The organism is Nocardia arizonensis (genome assembly GCF_001310275.1).
GTDB lineage: Bacteria > Actinomycetota > Actinomycetes > Mycobacteriales > Mycobacteriaceae > Nocardia > Nocardia arizonensis.
Genome location: NZ_LGYZ01000096.1, coordinates 24,266 through 45,122, shown reverse-complemented (window position 1 = coordinate 45,122; position 20,857 = coordinate 24,266). Strand labels below are relative to the sequence as shown.

Below are 20,857 nucleotides of genomic sequence, written 5' to 3'. Positions count from 1 at the left end.
CCACCGGCACTTGCCCCCAGCCCCGCCGCGGCGTCCACCGCGCCACCGAGACCCGCGTCGAGGTGAGTCCCGACGTCCGCCACGCCGGCGAGCGCACCTTCGACGCCCACACCCGCGTCGACGACACCCCCGAGTGCGCCACCCGCATTCGCGCCCAGAGCGGTCACGGCGTCCGTCGCACCCGATGCCGAACCTCCGAGGGATGCGCCGAGTCCACCGACCGCGCCCGCCGCACCATTGAGCGCACCGCCGAGGGAACCCGCGACATCGGTCGCGCCCGAAAGGGCACCGCTCAAATCTGCACCGAGATCGGCATCCACGGACAATGCGCCACCCGAGTTCGCACCCGATGCGGCGTCCACCGCGCCCGACAGGACCCCACCGAGATCGGCTGCGGCAGTGGTGGTTCCACCCACCGCGGCAGTCAGATCAGCACCGAGCGAAGCCGCCGCGCTCGTGGTTCCACCCACCGCGGCGGTCAGGTCGGCACCGAGCGAACCTGCCGCGGTCGTAGCTCCACCCACCGCTGCGGTCAGATCAGCACCGAGCGAACCTGCCGCGGCGGCCGCGCCGGTCGCAGCGGCGGTTAGGTTTGCGCCCAGCCCGGTGGCGACATCGAGGGCCGCGCCGAGATCGGCGTTCGAGCCCGCGCCCAAGTCGGCGGCGGAGTTCAGGACTCCGTTCAGGCCCGCGGCGAGATCGGCGGTGACGCCGGGGGTTCCGGTGAGGCCCGCCCCGAGCCCGGCGGCGGCGCCGAGGGCTCCGGCCAGTCCGGCGGCGGAGTTCATGGCGGCGTCGAGGTCGAGGCCCGCACCCGTGTCCAGAGAGCCTTCGAGGTTCGTGTCGGCGCTGCCACCGAGGCCGATGGCGCCGCCGAGATCGGCGAGGGCGTCGAGCCCCGCGCCGAGGGTGGCGCCCGCTTGAACGGCCGCGTCGGCGGCGGCGCCGAGTGCGCCGGTGAGGTCGAGGTCCAGTCCGGTGTCGCCGGTGAGACCGATGTCGGCGCCGGTGCCCGCGCCGACTCCGACTCCGGCGTCGGCGGCTACGGCGGCCGCCGCGCCCAAAGTGGCGGCCGCGGCGGCGTTACCGCCCGCGGCGACGATGGCCGACAGCTGGGAGCCGCCCGTGACCAGGGCCGATTCGGCGACCATCGGCGCGACCGCCGCGATGTCCTCGGGACTGACCGCGGACAGGCCCGCCGCGGCGAGCGCCTGATCGGGATTGGCGCAGTAGCCCAGCGCCGCATCACGATCACGCAGCAGGTTCAAGATGAACTCGAGAATCGCATTGGGGGTCATCGGATCTTCTCCTGGGATCGGCGGACCTCTTCCATCCGCGGTCGTTAAAATCCATTTCACGGTAGGGACCGAACTCGTTACTCCGAAACGGGGCCGATCCCCACACCGCGCATCGGAAACCCATTAGGGGCCACAACGGCATTAGGGGAATTTCCCCGCAGTTCCCCGACTGCCGGTAACGGTTCCTCGCCAGCAACCGACAGAACGGGTGCGTCGGCCGGAGCTCCGCTTCGCACCCACCGGACTACGCACCAGCGACTATCGGGCCCCACTGAGTTTTCGAACGAGGTTCACGAATGACAGAGCGTCTGGCGCTCGGCATCACGGTTGGAGCGTTGCAGTCGGTCGCGGTCGCGGCGTCGGGAGGTCCCGGTGACCTCACCGCCGACCCGGTCGCGTCCGGTCTGGTCCTGACCCATCCGAGTGTGGTGCGGGTGGCCGACGGCGCCGCGCCGGTCTTCGGATCGGCGGCGACCCGCACCGGACACACGCGCGCGGTACTGCTCGACGGCTTCCTCGACCGGGTCGGCGACCCGGTCGACATGCTGGCCGAGGACGGGTCGACCCATCGCGCGGCGGATCTGACGGCGACCGCGGTGGCCTGTCTGATCGATGAAACAGCCTCCGCGACAGGACGAACCCCCGACGCGGTGGTGGCCTGTCATCCGGCGCGCTGGTCGACGCACACGGTGCGCGCGCAGCGCGCGGCGCTGGCCGAGGCCGGACAGGCGGAGGTGACGCTGGTCCCGGAGCAGACGGCCGCGGTGCGCTGGCTCGAGGCGGCGCACGGTCGACTCGGCGAGGGCGCGATTCTCGTCTACGACCTCGGCGCGACCGGCCTCACGCTGTCGGTGCTGCGCACCGGCGCGCAGGCGGGTCCGCTGGGACCGCCGCTGCGCAATGTCGACATCGCCGGGGCCGAATTCGATCTCCTGACCATGCGCTATGTCCTGGCAAATGCGCTGAATGGAAAGGAATTCGATCCCTTCGACCCGGCTTCGGAAAGGGAATTGTCGGCGCTGCGGGAGCGTTGCCGAAAAGCGAAAGAATCGCTTTCCATAAATACCGCTACGGTTGTTCCGGTCCACCTCGACCCGAGCGTCCCGAACGGTCAGCAGATCCGCCTGATCCGCGACGAACTCGAGGATCTGCTGCGCGGGCCGCTGCTGACCTCGCTGGCTCTTATGCGTGACACCGTCCACCGAGCCGGACTCGACATCCCCGATATCAGCCGCATCCTGCTGACCGGCGGCGGCGCGTCCATCCCATTGGTGGCCGAACTGATCTCCACCGAGTTCGGCCTGCCCGTGGTCGCCGCGGACGCGCCCGCCCAGACGAGTGCGCGCGGGGCGGCGCTGCTGGCCGCCGACCTGCTGAAGGCCACGGTCGCGCCCTCCCCGCGCGCGCTGATCCTGCCGCCGCCCGCCGAGGCCGAGGCCGTCGCGACCACTCCGATTCCGCGCGCCCCGACCGCCCGCGTCCCGGAACCGCCGACACCGAGTCCGCCCCGACATCCCGCACGCGGACGAGCCGCCGTCATCGCGAGCGCGGCCGTTTTGATCGCGCTGCTCGCGGGCGGCACGGTCGCCATCGGCACCGGCGGCGATTCGGGCACCGGTCCGCCCTCGGACCGGGATGCCGCCACCACGGAGCAGACCACGCCGACCGGCGCGGGTTCGGCGTCGGTCCAACCCGCCGCCGACCCACTCACACCGGGTTCCCAACCGTCGACGGGAGCCCCGCCGGGCGCACCCGCGAGCGGCGCGCCGGGCAGTACCGCGGTGTCGGTCGCCAATGGCGCCCGACCCGACCAGACGGGGAATACGCAGGGCCAACCGGGACAGACCGGACAACCCCAGGGGCAGGACGCGCCGCGCCCGGCGCCCGCCCCCGACTCGCCCGCGCCGCAGCAATCCCAGACACAGCCGCAACCCCAGCCCGCCCCGCAGCCGCAACCCCAACCGACCCAGCAGGTCCCGGCGCCGACGCAACCGTCGCTGCCCAAGCCGCAGACCCCGAGCCTGCCCACGGGCGTGCTTTCCGACACCATCGACGGCGTCGGTGGCGCGGTCGGCACGGTATTGCGGGTGCCCGGCGAGGTCCTCGGAGGCAACGGTGGCTGACACCGCATTCGACACCATGCCGTATGCGCGAGACATCTTCCGCGAGTTGGATTCCGCGGACCGTGAACCGATCGCCGTGCTGATCCGGGGACGTTCGGGCACGGGTAAGTCGACCCTGCTTGCGGCAGTGCGCACCAGACTCAGATCCCGCGGGGTCGCGTTGTGGGACAAGCTCTGCCAATCGCGCCCCGCGCAAACCGCCCCCGTTCCCCCCACCGCCCAGGACTACGCGCCCGCACCGGCGCTGATCATCGACAACGCGCACACTCTTCCCGAATCCGAACTCGAATCACTCTGCGCCGCCATCGAATCCGGCGATCACACGGTTGTGGTGGCGGTCCAGCCGCGTCCCCACGACGAGCGGCTGCGCACCCTGGCCGAGGTCGTCGCCCGACGCGGCCGCGTCATCGATCTGCGCCCGCTTGGCATCTCCGATATCGGACCGTTCGCTCGGGAACTGGGTTTGGCTGTGCCGCGCTCGCTGGCACAGCACATCCACCAACAGACCGGCGGTATCCGCGGCGGCGTCGTCGCGGCGCTCACCGCGGCCTGCTCGACCCGGCTCGACGCCGCCGCCCGCGCCGCGGACGAGGCCGTATCCCATTGGGCGCGTACCCAATTGGACAATCTCGAACCCGACCTGCTCGAGACTCTCGCGGTCGCGACCACCGGTACCGGACTCGATTCCAGCGAACTCACCGACGTGCTCGGCATCGACGCCGAGGCGGCGCGCGGACTCATCGACCGCGCCCGCGCGAGCGCCCTGGTCACCGATGCCGATCTGCTGCTGGCCCCGGCGGTCCCGGCACTGCGCACCGTACTCGGCGACCGCCGTTATCTCGATGTGCAGCGCAGGCTGCTGGCCGCGCGCCTCGATGCCGGTCTGCTGCGCGACCAGACCGCGCTCGCCTTCGCCGAATCCGGCGTTCGCGATCCGCGCCTGGCCGAATTCCTCTGCGCCGCGGCGGGTCACGCGGGGCCGGACGCGGTGCGGTACTACGCGGCGGCGGCGTCGGCGGGCGCGGAGATCGAGCGCATCGCCCTGCGCTGGGCCGAGGCCGCGGCCCGCGTCGGCGACGGCGAGACCGCGATGCGGCTCGCCGAACCGGTGCTGGCCCGCCCCGATGTCGCGGCAGCGGATCTGAGGGACGCGGTGCGGATCTGCGCGGGCGTGCTGACCCGGCGCGGTCTGATCACCCGCGCCGCTCAGCTCTACACCTGGCTCGGCGGGCACCGGGTGCACGCCGACTGGGCGGTGGCCGCGACCGTGCACTGTCTGGCCGGTGACCTCGCCACCGCCGAGAAACTGTCCGGTACGGCCGCGCAATGGCCGCCCACCGAGGCCGATACCCAGGCCCGGCTGGTCGCGACGGCACTGGCCGACACGCTGTCGGTACCCGCGACCGATCCCGGCGCGGCGGTCTCGGCGCTCGTGCAGGCCGCGCGTCTGGACGCGACCGCCGACCGATTCCTGCCGTGCACCGCCGTCTCCCTCGCGATCCTGCTGTGTCTGAGCACGGGCGAGCCGCGACGCGCGGGCGAGACACTGGCCCACACCTGCGGGCGTGACGCGCGGGGTCCGCAGTCGCGGGTGCTCGCGGCCTGGGTCGCGATGCTCGGCGGTGACGAACAGCGCGCCGCCGACACCGTCGCCGCGATCGACTCGGCCGCGCTCGATCCCCGCGACAGGCTGCTCGCGCACGGCGTCGCGGTCGGACTCGCCCGCCGCGGCGGTGATCAGGCCGCGCTCACCCGCGCCTGGCAGGCGGCCTATCCGCTGTTCGACGACGTCGACGCCGATCTGCTGGCACTGCTGCCCGTCGGCGAACTGTGGTTGGCAGGCATCCGGCTGAAGGACGAGCGGCGGGTGCTGCCGCTGGTCGAGTCGTGCGCGACGCTGCTGGTCCGTCTGGGTCAGCCGTCCGCGTGGGCGAATGCCTTCCACTGGTACGGGGTGCAGGCGGCGATCGCGCACGAGAGTCCCGACCGGCTGCTGCCGCACGCGCGGCTGCTCAAGTCCGCGGCGGAAGCGGGTGACCGGCACGCCGCCGTCCTCGCCGACGCCGGGCGCACCTGGGTCTTCGTACTGCGCGGCGAGGTGTCGGCCCCGCACGTGGCCGCGGCGGTCACCGGACTGTGCGGCATCGGACTCACCTGGGACGCCGCGCGGCTGGCCAGCGAGGCCGCCTTGGCCGCGGGCGACGCGGCCACCGCCACCGCGCTGCTGAAGACGGCCCGCGCGATCCGGGCCGAATCCCGCCCGCCCGAACCTCGGCCAACGCGACCGCCCGCGCCGACCGCCCCGCGCGGTCGCACCGCCGAGCCCGCCCCGGCCGCCGACACCGCCGCCATGCTGAGCGAGCGTGAACGCGAGGTGGCCGAGCTGGTACTGCTGGGTCTGACGTACCGGGAAATCGGCGCTCGCCTGTACATTTCCGCGAAAACGGTGGAGCATCATGTCGCCCGCATCCGCCGCCGAATCGGTGCCGGATCGCGTTCGGAGCTATTGTCGATGCTTCGCGCCATGGGACACGGCTCGCTGCTCGTGTGACGTCCGGCGCGATGCCGATGCCGTCGAATCGAGGAATTGGGAATGGCCACTGGGGTGGGCCTGCGGATCGCCGAGGAAGAATCCACCGCGGCGATCGTCACCGACGGGGGGGACCTGCGGTACGTGGTCCGCGAGTCGGTGCTGCACATGGCCGACGACGGGGACACCGTTCTCGGCGGTGCGCCACCCGAGAATTCCCACTCGATCAGCGGATTCGTCTCCGCGGTCGGCGACCCGGCGGGACTGTCGGTGGACGACGGGGAGGCATACCGCGCCGAGGACCTGTACGCGACGGCGGTGTTCTGCCTGATCAACCAGACCACCGAATTCCTCAACGGCCCCGCCGAGTTCTACGCGACCCATCCGGGCGACTGGCCCGCCGCGCAGGTGCAAGCGCTGCGCGAGGCGCTGGACTATCTCGGCCTGCGTTCGGTGGTGCTGGTCAGCGAAGCCGATCTGCCCGCGCTCGATACCGCGCAGCCGGGTAAATCCTTCGCCTACGACGCCGCCCGCGCCGCACTGGCCGCGGTGCTCGCGACCCCGGCGGGCGCGACCCCGCCCGATCCGGGCAAGCCCGAGAACGCCACGGTGAAAACCGATGTGATCCCGGCGGTGCCGACCCCCTCGGAGCGCCCGCAGGCGTACTCCCAGGCCATGCCCGCGGCCACCCCGGCGGTGACCGACGCGGTGACCGAACCTCCCGCTGTCACCACCCCGCCGCAGGCGCAGGCCGCCACGGATACGGCGGCTCCCCGCCGTATTCCCCTGCTCATCGCGGCGGCCATTCTGTTCGGCCTGGCACTGGGCGGCTTCGGCGTCGCACTCCTGTTCCGCGGCGACGACGCCACCGCGCCACCGCCCGCGCGCGACGCCCGCTCCGAGCAGTCCACGCCGCTGCTGCCGCCGCCACCGCCGCCGGTCGTGCCGTCGACCACCGCGGAACCGTCCATCGTGGTGACCCGGACGGTCGACGCGGAACCCGAGACGACGACACCGGAACCGCCACCGCCGACGACACCGGAACCGACGACGACCCCGCCGCCGCCGACGACCACGACCCCGCCGCCGTCCACGACGACCCGTCGCCCGTCCACGACACGCCCGTGGTTCCCCACCCCACCGGCCTGGATGCCGACCGACTCCGGTTGGACGCCACCCACGTTCACAGCGGAGATCCCGCCCCTCCGTTGATTTGATAGCGACCTCGTACGGTTTTTGCCCTAGAGTGATGCGCTGACCGGTCAAGTCGGAGCCGATCCGGCGCCGTGTAGCCGGCATCTCGTGCCGACGAAGGGACTTCATGCGCAAGTTGGTGGCGCGCAGCGCCGCGGTCAAGGCGGCCTCCATCGGATTCGCGGCGACCGTTCTCCTCGCCCCTTTGCTCGGTTCCGGCGCGGCGTCCGCGCAGACGCCCGAACAGCTGGCCGCCGACGCGCTGCCCGCCGAATTGGTGCAGGCGATCTCGCGGGATCTGAAGATGACGCCTGCGGAATACCTCGACCGCGCCGCGCGGGCTCAGCAGCTCGGGGAGTACGCGCGCGAATTCCGTTCGCAGCGACCGGATTCCTTCGCGGGCGCGTGGATCGCCGCGGACGGCAAGCCGACCGTCGCGGTCACCTCGGCCGACGCGGCGCGCATAGCGGGCGCCGACGGGTACCAGACCCATATCGCCCCGGTTTCGGCGGACAGCCTGGAACATTCGCTGACCCAGGTGAACCAGTGGATCGCGACTCTGCCGCGCGACCTGTCCGAGGCCATCAACTCGGTCGCGATCGACATGCTCAACAGCCAGCTGGTGCTGAGTATCGCCAACACACCGGCCGGGCACGTGCTGAACCTGCCGACCCTGATCGCCAACGTGAAGGTCGTCCTGTCGCCGGGCAACGGCGGCCCGATCGAGCGCAGGCCGATGGGCGGCGACACCTACATCAGCGCGCCCGTCTCGCTGCACGACACCTCGCTGCGCGGGGTCGACGTGTGCTCGTTCGGTTTCAACAGCGTCGACGCGAACGGCAACGCCCTGAATATCAGTGCGGGCCACTGCGATCCGAACGTGGCGAAATCGGATCAGGCGGCCTCGGTCTACCTGCCGAATGTCCGCGACATCGTGAACAGCCCGGAACTCGGCACCTTCGTCACCGCGCAGATCGGCGGACGGTCGGGCCTTGACTACTCGGTGATCGCGCTCAACGATCGCGCCGTGCGCGCAGGCATGGACCAGCCGTCGGTACGCGGCGCCAACGGCACCACGCTGACCATCACCGGCATCGCCGATCCGGTGACCGGCGCCCCGGTCTGCAAGTCAGGTCAGTCCTCGACCTTCACGTGCGGGTTCGTGGTGGCCGACCGGGTCGAGACCCAGCTCTATACCGCCGATGGCGAGAGCAAGACGGTGCGCGGCTTCGCCAGTTCCGCCTGCACGCTCGGCGGCGACAGCGGCGGCGCCATCGTTTCGGGCACCCTCGCGCTCGGCATCACCAGCGGCTCCAATGCCGCCGACGCCCCGAGTTGCAACGAGGCGAATATGGCGCTGGCCGCCTACGGCGGCACGGCGACCCTCGGCATCCCGATTCGCGCCATCCTCGCCGATATCGACGCGGGCGCCGCGGGCGGGATCGGCAGCGGAATCACCGTGCGCACCAAGCAGAACCAACAGTGATCCATGACACATTGCACCAGTCCCCGCCCCGGCGCGCCCGACTGCGGGTTCGGGGCCCCGGCATCGACGGATGAGTAGTGATACCGATCCCGAACCCATATAGTTTCCGCATGCTCCTGCCACGTAAAGGTCAGTTCCGGTCCGCTGCGCGACAGACGCGGGTCAAGAAATCGGTGATCGCCGCGTCGGCGGCGATCCTGTTGTTCGGGCCGACCGCGGCAGTAGCGAACGCCGAACCGACGCAGACCACCGATCTGCCCGCCGAGCTCGTCACCGCGATCACCCGCGATCTGAAGATCTCCCCCGAGGAGTATCTGCGCCGCGCCGATCTCGCCCAGCAGATCGCCGCCTTCGCCACCAACGCCCAGCGGCAGTATCCGCAGGTGTTCGCCGGTTCCTGGCTCGACGACTCCGGTAAGGCGGTTCTCGCGCTGGCCCAGGGTCCCGGTGCGGACGAGGCGCGCGGCGCGGCGCAGTCGGCGGGCTTCGAGGTGCGCAATGTCGCCAAGAGCGAGGCCACGCTGCGCGGTGAGAAGACCGCCTTCGAGCGCTGGCTCGACAGCCAGCCCGAGGCCGTGGCCAAGCTGGTGCGCGGCGTCGTGGTCGACACCGTCAACAACAGCATCGCGGTGCGGGTCGAGCAGGCCGGGCTGCCGCTGCCGAGCTTCATCGACCCGTCCCGGGTCATCGTGACCGCGCCGCCGGTCGCGGGCGAGCAACTGCCGCAGGCGAGCGAGATCGCGGGCGAGATCTACAACGGCTCGCTCTCCGGCGGCGACGGCTTCGTCTCCGCCGCCGGCCGCGGTTCGCTGCGCTGCTCCTTCGGATTCAACGGCACCGACCGTGCGGGCAACGTGGTCAACATCACCGCAGGCCACTGCAACCCCGACATCCCCTCGGCGGGCACCGACCGCGCGACCGCGGTACGCGAGCTGCTGGCGGGCGAGAAGGCGGGCGCCCCGCTCGGTTCCTTCCAGAAGTCGGTGCTCGGCGCGCAGGACTACTCGATCGTGCGCATCAACGACGAGGCCAAGGACCGTTTCGCCAACAACGGCGTGCGGGTGCCCGGCGCGGCCCCGATCCGCATCGAGGGCGTGGCGACCCCGGTCGTCGGCGCGCCGGTCTGCAAGTCGGGTTCGCGCACCGGGTTCAGCTGCGGCATCGTCAACGCCGTCGACCAGACCGTGCAGGTCGGCGACCGGGAACTCACCCAGAGCTTCTCGGCCGGCATCTGCGCCCTGCCCGGTGACAGCGGCGGCCCGCTGGTGACCGGCCGTCTCGCCCTCGGCATCGCCAGCGCCTCCTCGGTCGCCGACTATCCGATCTGCGAGATCCCCAACCTGATCGGCGCGCTCACCGGCGATGTGCCGCTGCTGTTCGCGCAACCGGTCAGCGTCGTGCTCTCGGACAACCCGGGACTGCGGGTCCGCACCGAGTGAGTCGAAGCACCGAAAAGGCCGACAGCCGTCGCTGTCGGCCTTTTCGCTGTTCGACGGCAGGTTTCCACCGCCGATACGCGGCCTGAACGGTGTGCGCCCCCGTGCCGGGTCCGGCGATTCTCGGGCATTCTGGACTGCATGTGTTTGGTGTTGATCGGCTGGCGTGCGCACCCGGACTACCGATTGATAGTCGCGGCCAACCGGGACGAGTACTACACCCGGCCGACCGAGTCCATGCGGCGCTGGCCGGAGGCGCCCGGACTGCTGGCCGGACGTGATATCGGGGCGCGCGACCGGGCCGAGGGCGATCCGCCGGGCACCTGGTTGGGCCTGCGCGAGGACGAGGGCCGGTTCGCCACCGTCACCAATGTGCGCAACCCGCGCGAGGATCGGGCCGACGCGAGGTCGCGCGGGGCGCTGCTGATGGATTTCCTGCGCGGCGCGGCGCCGGGGCCGGGCGACCCCGAGAAATACGTCCAGGGCGTCGCTGCGGCCCCGGACGACTACAACGGATACAACTTGGTCGTCTCCGACCTACGGACGCTCTGGTGGCATTCCAACCGCGCGAATGCCGGAGCGCGGCAGCTGCCGCCGGGTTTCCACGGTCTGTCCAATGCACCGTTCGTCACCTCGGCGGCGCCGGGACCCGATACCGAACTCGAGGCGCCCGCGCGGATCTGGCCGAAGGTCGGGTCCGGCATGGCGGCGCTGCGCAAGGTGGTTGAGTCGGAACCGGATGAGGTCGAGCGCTATTTCGACGTGCTCTCCGATCCCACCCGAGCTCCCGAGGACCTGTTGCCCGACACCGGGGTTCCGCGTGAGATGGAACGGGCGCTGTCGGCGGGCTTCATCGCCCACCCCGTGCACGGGACGCGGGCCAGCACGGTGCTGCTTGTGCGCGCCGACGGCGTCTTCGACATCGTGGAACGCTCCTTCGGCCCGCTGGGCGCGTCGCTCGGCGAGGTGAGCTCCCACGGCAGGCTGCCTGTGGCCTGAGACGCCGATCGGCCCGTTCCCACGCGAGAACGGGCCGATCGGTGATGTCGGAATCTCTACTTCGGGGCGTCCGGCTTCGGAGCCTCGACCTTCTTGTCGGCCCACTGCGTGGTGTTCTCCGGGGCCTGCATGACATTGATGAGCTCGATGCCCGCGGCGACCAGGGTCGGCCCGCCGACAGCGATGGTGCCGAGGATGCCGCCGACGCCCGCGCCGGTCACCAGACCGGGGATGCAACCCGCGGGCAGGGTGACGACACAGCCGATGACCGCGCCGATGGCGGTGCCGACGAAGCCGCCGATGGCGGTGCCGATACCGAACTTGGACGAGAAGTCGTTCTGCGCGCGCTGATTCTCGGCGGCGGAGGCGATCGGCTTGATCGCGACCGGCGAGTCGAGTTTCAGATCTGCGGGCTTGTCCGGCGTGATCTCGAGGACGGTGTTGTCCTTCTTGAGCTCCGACTTCACCGGGATCTGGGTGCCCGCGGCGTCGAATTCCATGGGCAGGGTGACGACCGTGTTGCCCTTGCCGTCCTTGATGTCGACGACGCTGACCTTCGGGTCAGCGGGCGTCGCGCCGTCCTTCTGAGTGAGCGCGAACGTCCCCCCACGGACGGTCGCGACTACGGTCTTGTCCACCAGCTTGACCGAGTAGTTGATGGGCTGATCGGCGGTGGGCGCCGGCGCGGGCTGGGCGTGTGAGGTCCCCATGGCAACGGTCATCGATCCGATGACCAGAGCGGCCGCCGCGGTGGTCCTGCGGAGGTTCATTCAGATTCCAATCCATCATCAGGGTTGTCGCGTCCCGTCCTCACACGCGAGAACTCATTCGATCCGAGAGGTGGTCGGCCCTATCCGGATTCTCCCCGAGCAGTGTGAAAGCGAGCACAGCAAACAGAACGTCGTGAGCGTAGTCGAATGCGGCCCACAATGCGAGATCCCGCTTGGACCAGCCAAAGTAAGTGTGCCCTAATAAAAGCCGCTCCATCGGGCCTTGTCCTGGATAGTTACCGCTTCGGGAGTCGGGCCATTCTCAGCCGGTGATGTGACATTCATCACAGGTAAATTCCGGGTCAAGTCCCAGCGTACGGGGATAGCGGGGAAATCCCGATCGTACGATGGGGGTCGTTAGTTACCGGTGGGTAACTTACTGGCGGTTACGATACGAGCCAACCGAGTCGGCGGCTCCGCCGACTTCGAACGCTCGTGTTGCCTGAAAGAAAGGTCGCGACATGAATGCCCTGACGTTGACGCTGGGCACGATTGGGGCGGCGCTCAGCCTCTTGTGTTGGGCGTCGTTCTTCGGTGGCGTCCGTAACATCGCGCGCACCATCATGGTCGGCCAGTCGGCGCCCGATCGCTGGCGCCCGTTCTTCCCGCGCCTGAAGCAGATGCTCGTCGAATTCCTGGCCCACACCAGGATGAACAAGTTCCGTACCGTCGGCTGGGCGCACTGGCTGGTGATGATCGGCTTCCTCGGCGGCTTCATCCTGTTCTTCGAGGCATACGGTCAGACCTTCGATCCGCAATTCCACTGGCCGATCTTCGGCAACTGGGCGATCTACCACCTGTGGGACGAGATCCTCGGTATCGGCACCGTCGTCGGCATCCTGACGCTGATCGTCATTCGCCAGCTCAACCACCCCCGGGTGCCGGAGCGTCTGTCGCGGTTCAGCGGATCCCGATTCGGTCCGGCCTATGTGATCGAGTCGATCGTGCTCCTCGAGGGTCTCGGCATGATCCTGGTGAAGGCGGGCAAGATCGCCACCTACCACCACTCCGACGCCACCACCGACTTCTTCACCATGCAGGTCGCCAAGTCGCTGCCCGAGAGCGCCGTGCTGATCTCGGTCTTCGCCTTCGTCAAGCTGATGTCGGGCAGCCTGTTCCTGCTGCTGGTCGGCCGGAACCTGACCTGGGGTGTGGCCTGGCACCGCTTCGCGGCCTTCCCCAACATCTACTTCAAGCGCGAGGACAACGGCGGCGTCGCACTCGGCACCGCCAAGCCGATGATGTCCAACGGCAAGGCGCTCGACATGGAAAATGTCGACCCCGACACCGACACCCTCGGCGCGGGCAAGTTCGAGGACTTCTCCTGGAAGGGCATCCTCGACTTCACCACCTGCACCGAATGCGGTCGCTGCCAGTCGCAGTGCCCGGCCTGGAACACCGGAAAGCCGCTCTCGCCCAAGCTGCTCATCATGTCGCTGCGCGACCACGGCTACGCCAAGGCGCCGTATCTGCTCGCGGGTGGCCGCAAGGACATGGGCGGCGACGAGATCGGCCTGGTCGACGCCGAGGGCAACCCGGACGAGAAGAAGCTCGCCCGCGTCTCGGAGGCCGCGCGCGCCGAAGCGGACCGTCCGCTGGTCGGCGGCGAGGACGTGAACGGCATCATCGATCCCGAGGTGCTGTGGAGTTGCACCACCTGCGGCGCCTGCGTGGAACAGTGCCCGGTCGACATCGAACACGTCGACCACATCATCGACATGCGCCGCTACCAGGTGCTCATCGAATCGGAGTTCCCCTCCGAGCTCGCGGGTCTGTTCAAGAACCTGGAGAACAAGGGCAATCCCTGGGGTCAGAACGCCAAGGACCGCCTCAACTGGATCAACGAGATGGACTTCGAGATCCCGGTCTTCGGCCGGGAAGCGGAGACCTTCGACGGCTACGAATACCTGTTCTGGGTCGGCTGCGCGGGAGCATACGAGGACCGCGCCAAGAAGACCACCAAGGCCGTGGCCGAACTGCTCGCCACCGCGGGCGTGAAGTTCATGGTGCTCGGCCAGGAGGAGACCTGCACCGGCGACTCGGCGCGACGCGCGGGCAACGAATTCCTGTTCCAGCAGCTGGCAGCGCAGAACATCGAGGTGCTCAACTCGGTGTTCGACGGCGTCGAGCAGAGCAAGAAGAAGATCGTCGTCACCTGCGCGCACTGCTTCAACGCGCTCAACAACGAGTACCCGCAGGTGGGCGGCAACTACGAGGTCGTGCACCACACCCAGCTGCTCAATCGCCTTGTGCGGCAGAAGAAACTGATTCCGGTGGCCTCGGTGTCGCAGAACGTCACCTACCACGATCCCTGCTACCTGGGCCGCCACAACAAGGTGTACAACGCACCGCGCGAATTGATGGCCGCCTCGGGTTCCAAGCTGGTGGAGATGCCCCGCCACGGCGAACGCTCCATGTGCTGCGGCGCGGGCGGCGCGCGCATGTGGATGGAGGAGCAACTCGGCAAGCGCATCAATATCGACCGCGTCGACGAGGGCCTGAGCACCCTGTCGGGTTCCAACGGCGCATCGGCCGAGGCGCCCGGCAAGATCGCCACCGGCTGCCCGTTCTGTCGCGTGATGCTCACCGACGGTGTCACCGCGCGCCAGGAGAAGGGCGAGGGTGAGGGCGTCGAGGTCATCGACGTCGCGCAGCTCATGCTCGAGGCCATCGAGCGGGTCGAACCGGCGAAGCTGTCGGAGAACCTGGTCGTCGTCCAGGAGCCCAAGGCCGAACCCGAGCCGGAACCCGAGCCCGAACCGGTCGCCGCGAAGGCCGAAACCCCCGAGCCCGCCAAGGCGGCGCCCGCGGGCGGCGGTCTGGCCATGAAGGGCGGCGGCAAAGCGCCCGGCGGCGGACTCGGCATGAAGGGCGCGGCCAAGGCACCCGGCGCCAAGGCCGAACCCGCCGAAGAGACCGCGCCGGCCGCCGCACCCGCGAAGGGTCTCGGCATGAAGGGCGCGGCCAAAGCGCCCGGCGGCGGACTCGGCATGAAGGGCGCGGCCAAAGCGCCCGGCGCGAAGGCGCAGGCCGCCGAAAGCGCTCCCGCCGAAGCCGCCGAAAGCCCTGCCGCACCGGTCAAGGGCCTCGGTATGAAGGGCGGTGCGAAGGCCCCCGGCGCCAAGCCCGCCGCCGCATCCGCCGCCCGGACCGAAGCCGCACCCGCGGCGGAAGCCCCGGCCACCGAAGCCACCGAGGCCGAGGTCAAGCCAACGGTCGCCGCCAAGGGCCTGGCCATGAAGTCCGGCTTCAAGCGACCCGGCGCGAAGGTCGCGGATGCCAAGGCCCCCGCCCCGCCCGCGGACTCGGCCCCGGCCGAACCGGCGGCCACCGCGCAGTCGGCGCCGGCCGCCGAGGCGGAATCGACCGTCGCCGCACCGGCATCGGCCCCCGCCGAGGTCAAGCCGACGGTCGCCGCCAAGGGCCTGGCCATGAAGTCCGGCTTCAAGCGACCCGGCGCGAAGGCTCCGGGCGCCAAGGTCCCCACCGCGGCCGAATCCGCGCAGGCGGACGCGGCTCCGGCCGAATCGGCACCCGCGCAAGCAACTGTCGAGGCACAACCCGCCGCGGAGTCGAACGGCAGCAACGGAACCGACAACGGCGCACAGCCCATAGCCCCGCCGACCGCCAAACCGGGCGGACTCGGCTTCAAGTCGGGCGCCAAGGCCCCCGGCCGCCGAAGCTGACCTCCCTCGACAGGGCAACCGAGCCCGGGTCCCTCGCGGACCCGGGCTCGGTTCTTTCCACCCGAACGCAATCCTTCGAAAGCAGCCCCTGATCCGCCGCCGAAGCACCCGACCCAACCGCGAATCGCCGCCGCCCGCATTTCCGCCCTCAGCGCCGACGAATGCCGTTCACGCCACCTTCGGAGGCGCCCCCACACAGCACGCCCGCGCTCGACCGGACACCACCGACGACAGAGCGGTGCTCATGGCAACCGGACCGGCGAAAAGTCCGCGCCGAAGGACGCGTGGCTCGTCTGGGACGGACACGGGCCACAGGTTCGGCGCCAAGGGAATGGGTCGCCCGAGTAGCCTCGTCGAGCTGGTTCGATCTGGACCGAAGACAACCGGGCCGGTAGCTTAATATCATGAATATGGTTGGGGGAGAGGGCCTGTCACTGAACGTGGTCCCGGATGGGGTACGGGATGTCGGCAGGTATGTTTTCGGCGTCGCGGAGGCATTGCGCACCGCGTTGGATTCGGCGAGTACGGAAGTGTCGGCATTGACAGGCGGCAGCTGGACGGGGACGGCCGCGGACGAATTCGAGACGGGTTGGTCGGAGGCGTACAGCGGCGGGGTCAAGATTGTCGAGGCGCTTGCCGGGTTGGCGGAGAAGTTGGGCATCACCGCTCAGACCTATCAGCGACGCGACGAGTCCAACGCGAGCACGATGGGCTACGCGAGCCTCGACCTTCCCGACCTGCTGTGACCGCGGAATTCTCGGTCGACGTCGATCATCTGGACCAGGTCGTGGGCCGATTGACCGGATTGATCGGCTTCGTGTCCGATCATCTGGACGAGCTGGGCGCCCGCGTCTCGACGCTGATGCAGAGCGGCGAATGGACGGGTGCGGCGGCCGCCGCGTACAACGTCACCCATGAAGAGTGGATGACCGGGGCGCGCGAGTTGCTGGAGGGGCTGACGCAGATGCAGCAGGCGGCGAAGACCGCCCACGCCGCCTACACCGATGCACAAGAGATGAATGTGCGGATGGCCAGGGGCTGAATCGGTGATCATCGCACCGCACTCGTATTACACCGCAGCAAACGAGTGTTACACAATATCCAAGGAATTCCAGGCCGTCTACAACCCCTTGCAGACTGTGCTGCTGGAAACCGGCGGGATGGCGGGAAGCTATCAAGCCGTCAAGGCGTGGGCCAAGAGCTACGATGAGCGCGCGGGCGCTTTCGCACTGGTCGCGACGAATTTCGCTCGGACACTGGTCCATTTCGGCGACATCCTGACCGCGGCCGGCTACAACTGGGAGGTCTCCAACTACAGGGCGAATCGCAAGCCGAACAAAGGTGCCGCCCCGGACCTTCCGCGCACGGTCCCCTCCGAATTGCCCTACGGGTCCGATGTCGTTCTCGGTGTGGCCTCTTCGCACACCAATAGCCGTGGGCTCGAATCCGAATTCCCAGATCTCTACGACAGAGTCACGTCCCGAATCGCCGGCGGTGAGATTCCGGACGGCGACACCGACAAGTTGGATCGTATGGCGAATGCCTGGAAAACCTTCGCCACCGACAACACGGTCTTCGGCGCACGATCTCGGCTGCGTTTGGTCGCCGACGGCTTGGAACGCGGTTACCGATCCGACATGCCGCCCGATATCCCGTATCTGGCCGAACACCTTCGCACGCTGGCGACGAGCGCGGACGAAATCCGCTTGGCCGCGAACGACATGGCCGACGCCACCGCTGATCACCATGTCGCACTCGCCGCGATGCGTTCCGACATCGACAACCGGTTCACCGCCGTCGTGGTCGGCGCTTCTGTCGTGATCGCGGTATCCGTTGTCTGGCTTCGCAACCCGCGAATGATGACTTTGGAGGGCGCCACACTCGACACCGCCGCCGCGGCCGTCGCAGGCGCGATCGGTTCGTTCTTCACGGGACTCAGCGGAATCACCTTCACCACAGCGGTACTCGTGACGGGCGGTTTGGCGACGATCGCCGGGCTGGCAATCCTGATCACGACCATCGATGACGACAGCAGCGGGGCGCACCCCACTCTCGGAGGCGACGATCCGATCACCCAAGAGATCGCCCAAAGGATCGCCGATCACGCGAATGGAAGAGCCGAGCAGGGCGATGGCTCACACTACGTCGCCGGCGTAGCACCCGCTGATCTGGCCGAATATGTTCGCAAGGTTCTCGATGGCGAAATTCCGACCGAGCAGCGACATGACCTCGCCAATGGCCGCGTCGGCTATTGGGATCCCGTGAAGCGTGCTCTCATTGTAGAAGACGAAAATGGTGGAACAGTATTCACTCCGGACGATGGCCGTGAGGCATTCGACGGATTGAGATGATGCGAAAGAGGAACAGGTGAGCGAAAGCCAATCCGCAGGCGAGTTCATAATTGAGGGAGACCATTTTGAGGTCATCAGGCAGTTGACACGCCAGATGGCAAACGTCAATAGGGATTTCATGGTCGAACAAGGCTGGACTCGCGATGTCGACACATTGCTGTACGCGCTGGTGAAATCTGTTCCCAGAGATGTGGAACCACAGGCTCGAATCAGGATCAGAGTCGGCGAGGGGGAAACCGACACACCCAACTCTCAGGTAAAAACCCTGCGGGCGAACGAGGAGGCGGTGCGACATATTCCGACGTACATCTGTAAACTTTGGCCCGTCCTTCTCGCTGCGACATGGGAAAAGCTGGGAAGCCTGGAAGCTCGTTACCGCACCGGCTTCAACGCGGACGAAATCACCGCCGCGCTCACTTCGATGACCGCCGCGGTCGAGGAAGCGCTCGAGGTGTGACGGTCCGCGACACGAGCGGAAGCGATCCGCTCGTGTCCGGTTCGACGTTCAGGGTCGGGTGAGATGGGTCAGGGGCGGGTGAGGGATGCGTAGCGTGACAGGTGGAAGTCGGTGGAGCCGAATTCGTTTTCGAGAGCTGTCAGGCGTTTGAAGTAGTGGCCGATGGCCAGTTCTTCGGTCATGCCCATGGCGCCGTGCAGTTGGACCGCGTTCTGGCCGATGAAGCGGGCGGCGCGGGCGATGGTGACCTTGGCGGCGGAGATCGAGCGGGCTCGGGCCGACGGCTCGGCGGCGAGCGAGTGGATCGCGAGATAGGTTGCGGCGATGGCCTGTTCGAGTTCCATGTACATGTCGACCATGCGGTGTTGCAGCACCTGGAAGCTGCCGATGGGGACGCCGAACTGTTGGCGCTGTTTGGTGTATTCGACGGTGTCGGCGAGCACCTTGCGCATACAGCCGACCGCTTCGGCGGCGGTGGCGGCGATGGCGTCGTCCATGGTCGCGTCGATGGTGTCCCAGGCCGCGCCCTCGACGCCGAGCAGTGCCTCGCCGGGCAGGCGCATTCCGTCGAAGGTGAGGTCGGCGCCGAGCCGGTCGTCGATGGTCCGGTAGGAGTCGACGCGCATGCCCGCGGGCGGGCTGTTCGGGTCGAGTTCGAGCAGGAACAGCGAGATCCCGGACTTGTCGCGGCGAGTGCCGGAGGTCCGCGCCGAGATGACGAGGTGGGTGGCCAGCGGCACGCTGGTCACCACGATCTTGGCGCCGTCGAGTACCCAGTCGTCACCGTCGCGGCGGGCGGTGGTGCCGACGTCGTGCATCGTCTGCCCGGAGGTCGGTTCCAGCGCGGCGAAGGCGATGCGCGCGCTGCCCGCGACGATATCGCTCAGCACCGCGTCGGCCCGGTCACCGCCGGAGCGGTCGAGTAGTCCGCCGCCGATCACGACGGTGTCCACGAACGGCTCGACGACCAGCGCGTAGCCGAGTTCCTCCGCGATGATCATCAATTCGATCGCGCCGCCGCCCATGCCGTCGACCCGTTCGGGCAGGGTCGCGCCGAGAATGCCCAGTTCGTCGGCGAATCCGCGCCAGATCGCGGGTTGCCAACCCGGTGCGGTCTTGGCCGCGGTACGGCTCTTCTCGAGGTCGTAACGCCCGCGCAGGAAACTCGCGATCGCGTCGCGCAGGAGCCGTTGCTCCTCGGTGAATGTGAAGTCCATCAGAGCCCCAATGCTGCCTTGGCGAGAATGTTTCGCTGGATTTCGTTGCTACCGGCGTAGATCGAGCCCGCGCGATCGTTGAAGTAGTGCAGCGGCGCGACCGCCTGCCATTCCTCGCCGCTGCGGTAGCCGTCGGCGGGCGGGGTGTACTGGGTGACCGGGCCGCCGGGTTTGGTGGCGTGCGGCTGGTAGACGCGACCGCGCGGTCCGGCCGCGATGAGCGCGAGTTCGGTGATCTGCTGGCTCAATTCGGTACCGAGGATCTTCAGCATCGAGGAGGCCGGGCCGGGGTCCTTGCCCTGGGCCATCGCGGCAAGGGTTCGGTATTCGAGGATTTCGAGCACTTCGGTGCGAATCCTGGCGTCGGCCAAGCGCGCCGAGAAGGCGGGGTCATCGATGAGCGGATTGCCGTCGGGGCCGGTCTGTTCGACCGCCGCGGTAGCGATGTCCTGCGCCTGCACCTGGAGCATGGGCGAGAGCGCACCGCCGCGTTCGTGCACGAGCAGGTATTTGGCGACGGTCCAGCCGTCGTCGATCCGGCCGAGCACGTTGGCCTTGGGAACCCGCACATTGTCGAAGAAGACCTGGTTCTGCACTTCTTCGCCGGAGGTCATGACCAGCGGCCTCACCTCGATGCCCGGATCGTTCATGTCGATGAGCAGGAAGGTGATGCCCTGCTGCTTCTTCCCGGTGCGCGAGGTTCGGACCAGGCAGAAGATCCAGTTCGCCTCGGTGGCGTGGGTGGTCCAGATCTTGGAGCCGTTGCAGATGAAGTGTTCACCGTCATCGACCGCCGACATGGACAGCGAGGCGAGGTCGGAGCCGGATTCGGGCTCGGAGTAGCCCTGGCAGAAGAAGATCTCGCCGGTGAGGATGCGCGGCAGGTAGTAGCTCTTCTGTTCCGGGGTGCCGAAGGCGATGATCGCCGGGGCGACCATGCGAATGCCCATCGGCGAGAGGGTGGGCGCGCCCGCGAGCATGGATTCGCGGCCGAAGATGTAGTGCTGGGTGAGGGTCCAGTCGCAGCCGCCGTGTTCGACAGGCCACGCGGGCGCCGCCCAACCGCGTTCGTGCAGGATGCGCTGCCATTCCATGCTGGCTTCGTGGTCCGGGTAGACGCTCGTCGCGAGCCGTCCCGCGCGACGCAGTTCGGGCGTCAGCTTCTCCTCGAGAAAGCCCCGCACCTCGTCTCGAAAGGCCAGATCGGCCTCTGACCATTCGTAATCCATCTGCCCCTCCCGGAGGGTATGCCACATTGCACCACTGTTGACGCAGCGTCAACGTGCCTCTCAATGTAGGGCGGCCGGTGT

The 20,857-nt window shown here is 68.7% G+C and carries 15 protein-coding genes; 11 read left to right on the top strand and 4 right to left on the bottom strand.

Annotation, left to right across the window (positions count from 1 at the left end):
• Positions 1-1,298 (bottom strand): IniB N-terminal domain-containing protein (locus APZ21_RS23670; protein WP_204249144.1); only part of this gene is annotated, 1,298 nt, incomplete at its 3' end.
• 296 nt (positions 1,299-1,594) lie between these two features.
• Here APZ21_RS23670 and APZ21_RS23665 point away from each other — a divergent pair.
• The 6 genes from APZ21_RS23665 to APZ21_RS23640 all read left to right on the top strand — a co-directional run bounded on the left by APZ21_RS23665 (position 1,595) and on the right by APZ21_RS23640 (position 11,066).
• Positions 1,595-3,421, top strand: coding sequence for an Hsp70 family protein (locus APZ21_RS23665; RefSeq protein WP_054815518.1), 1,827 nt, complete (start codon positions 1,595-1,597; stop codon positions 3,419-3,421).
• The gene (locus APZ21_RS23660) at positions 3,414-5,972 is read left to right on the top strand and encodes a LuxR C-terminal-related transcriptional regulator (protein WP_082393405.1); all 2,559 of its coding nucleotides are present in this window, start codon (positions 3,414-3,416) and stop codon (positions 5,970-5,972) included. The genes APZ21_RS23665 and APZ21_RS23660 overlap by 8 nt, the downstream gene beginning before the upstream one ends.
• 42 nt (positions 5,973-6,014) lie before the next feature.
• Positions 6,015-7,163, top strand: a complete 1,149-nt coding sequence (locus APZ21_RS23655) for a hypothetical protein (protein ID WP_054815516.1) — start codon at positions 6,015-6,017, stop codon at positions 7,161-7,163.
• Between the two features lie 109 nt (positions 7,164-7,272).
• Entirely contained in the window at positions 7,273-8,631 is a 1,359-nt protein-coding gene (locus APZ21_RS23650; protein WP_054815515.1) for a S1 family peptidase, read from the top strand.
• A gap of 110 nt (positions 8,632-8,741) precedes the next feature.
• Complete coding sequence (locus APZ21_RS23645) at positions 8,742-10,070, top strand: S1 family peptidase (RefSeq protein ID WP_082393403.1); 1,329 nt, start codon at positions 8,742-8,744, stop codon at positions 10,068-10,070.
• Between the two features lie 138 nt (positions 10,071-10,208).
• The gene (locus APZ21_RS23640) at positions 10,209-11,066 is read left to right on the top strand and encodes an NRDE family protein (protein ID WP_054815514.1); all 858 of its coding nucleotides are present in this window, start codon (positions 10,209-10,211) and stop codon (positions 11,064-11,066) included.
• A 56-nt stretch (positions 11,067-11,122) separates the two neighbouring features.
• On the opposite strand, the gene APZ21_RS23635 is transcribed toward APZ21_RS23640, so the two are convergent.
• The gene (locus tag APZ21_RS23635; RefSeq protein ID WP_239476784.1) at positions 11,123-11,836 is read right to left on the bottom strand and encodes a DUF8020 domain-containing protein; all 714 of its coding nucleotides are present in this window, start codon (positions 11,834-11,836) and stop codon (positions 11,123-11,125) included.
• Between the two features lie 461 nt (positions 11,837-12,297).
• Here APZ21_RS23635 and APZ21_RS23630 point away from each other — a divergent pair, with 461 nt between their 5' ends.
• The 5 genes from APZ21_RS23630 (at position 12,298) to APZ21_RS23610 (ending at position 18,330) form a co-directional block, all read left to right on the top strand.
• Positions 12,298-15,522, top strand: a complete 3,225-nt coding sequence (locus APZ21_RS23630; RefSeq protein ID WP_054815513.1) for a (Fe-S)-binding protein — start codon at positions 12,298-12,300, stop codon at positions 15,520-15,522.
• Positions 15,523-15,932: 410 nt separating this feature from the next.
• Positions 15,933-16,268 (top strand): WXG100 family type VII secretion target, encoded by a 336-nt coding sequence (locus tag APZ21_RS23625; RefSeq protein ID WP_156371303.1) that lies wholly within the window; start codon positions 15,933-15,935, stop codon positions 16,266-16,268.
• A complete protein-coding gene (locus tag APZ21_RS23620; RefSeq protein WP_054815511.1) occupies positions 16,265-16,564 on the top strand; it encodes a WXG100 family type VII secretion target in 300 nt (99 codons plus the stop codon). Before APZ21_RS23625 ends, APZ21_RS23620 begins: the two co-directional genes overlap by 4 nt.
• A gap of 4 nt (positions 16,565-16,568) precedes the next feature.
• Positions 16,569-17,873, top strand: coding sequence for a hypothetical protein (locus tag APZ21_RS23615; RefSeq protein WP_156371302.1), 1,305 nt, complete (start codon positions 16,569-16,571; stop codon positions 17,871-17,873).
• A gap of 16 nt (positions 17,874-17,889) precedes the next feature.
• Entirely contained in the window at positions 17,890-18,330 is a 441-nt protein-coding gene (locus APZ21_RS23610) for a hypothetical protein (protein WP_054815509.1), read from the top strand.
• Between the two features lie 68 nt (positions 18,331-18,398).
• Here APZ21_RS23610 and APZ21_RS23605 read toward each other — a convergent pair whose 3' ends face one another.
• The gene (locus APZ21_RS23605) at positions 18,399-19,547 is read right to left on the bottom strand and encodes an acyl-CoA dehydrogenase family protein (RefSeq protein ID WP_054815508.1); all 1,149 of its coding nucleotides are present in this window, start codon (positions 19,545-19,547) and stop codon (positions 18,399-18,401) included.
• Positions 19,547-20,776 carry an acyl-CoA dehydrogenase family protein gene (locus APZ21_RS23600; protein WP_054815507.1) on the bottom strand — a complete coding sequence of 410 codons (1,230 nt, stop codon included), beginning with the start codon at positions 20,774-20,776 and terminating at the stop codon, positions 19,547-19,549. The genes APZ21_RS23605 and APZ21_RS23600 overlap by 1 nt, the downstream gene beginning before the upstream one ends.
• Positions 20,777-20,857: the final 81 nt, after the last annotated feature.

Bases quoted from the DNA above. Each gene is read 5' to 3' on its own strand.
- APZ21_RS23665 (WP_054815518.1), top strand. From the start codon at position 1,595: ATGACAGAGCGTCTGGCGCTCGGCATCACGGTTGGAGCGTTGCAGTCG.
- APZ21_RS23655 (WP_054815516.1), top strand. From the start codon at position 6,015: ATGGCCACTGGGGTGGGCCTGCGGATCGCCGAGGAAGAATCCACCGCG.
- APZ21_RS23650 (WP_054815515.1), top strand. From the start codon at position 7,273: ATGCGCAAGTTGGTGGCGCGCAGCGCCGCGGTCAAGGCGGCCTCCATC.
- APZ21_RS23645 (WP_082393403.1), top strand. From the start codon at position 8,742: ATGCTCCTGCCACGTAAAGGTCAGTTCCGGTCCGCTGCGCGACAGACG.
- APZ21_RS23640 (WP_054815514.1), top strand. From the start codon at position 10,209: ATGTGTTTGGTGTTGATCGGCTGGCGTGCGCACCCGGACTACCGATTG.
- APZ21_RS23635 (WP_239476784.1), bottom strand. From the start codon at position 11,836: ATGAACCTCCGCAGGACCACCGCGGCGGCCGCTCTGGTCATCGGATCG.
- APZ21_RS23630 (WP_054815513.1), top strand. From the start codon at position 12,298: ATGAATGCCCTGACGTTGACGCTGGGCACGATTGGGGCGGCGCTCAGC.
- APZ21_RS23625 (WP_156371303.1), top strand. From the start codon at position 15,933: ATGGTTGGGGGAGAGGGCCTGTCACTGAACGTGGTCCCGGATGGGGTA.
- APZ21_RS23605 (WP_054815508.1), bottom strand. From the start codon at position 19,547: ATGGACTTCACATTCACCGAGGAGCAACGGCTCCTGCGCGACGCGATC.
- APZ21_RS23600 (WP_054815507.1), bottom strand. From the start codon at position 20,776: ATGGATTACGAATGGTCAGAGGCCGATCTGGCCTTTCGAGACGAGGTG.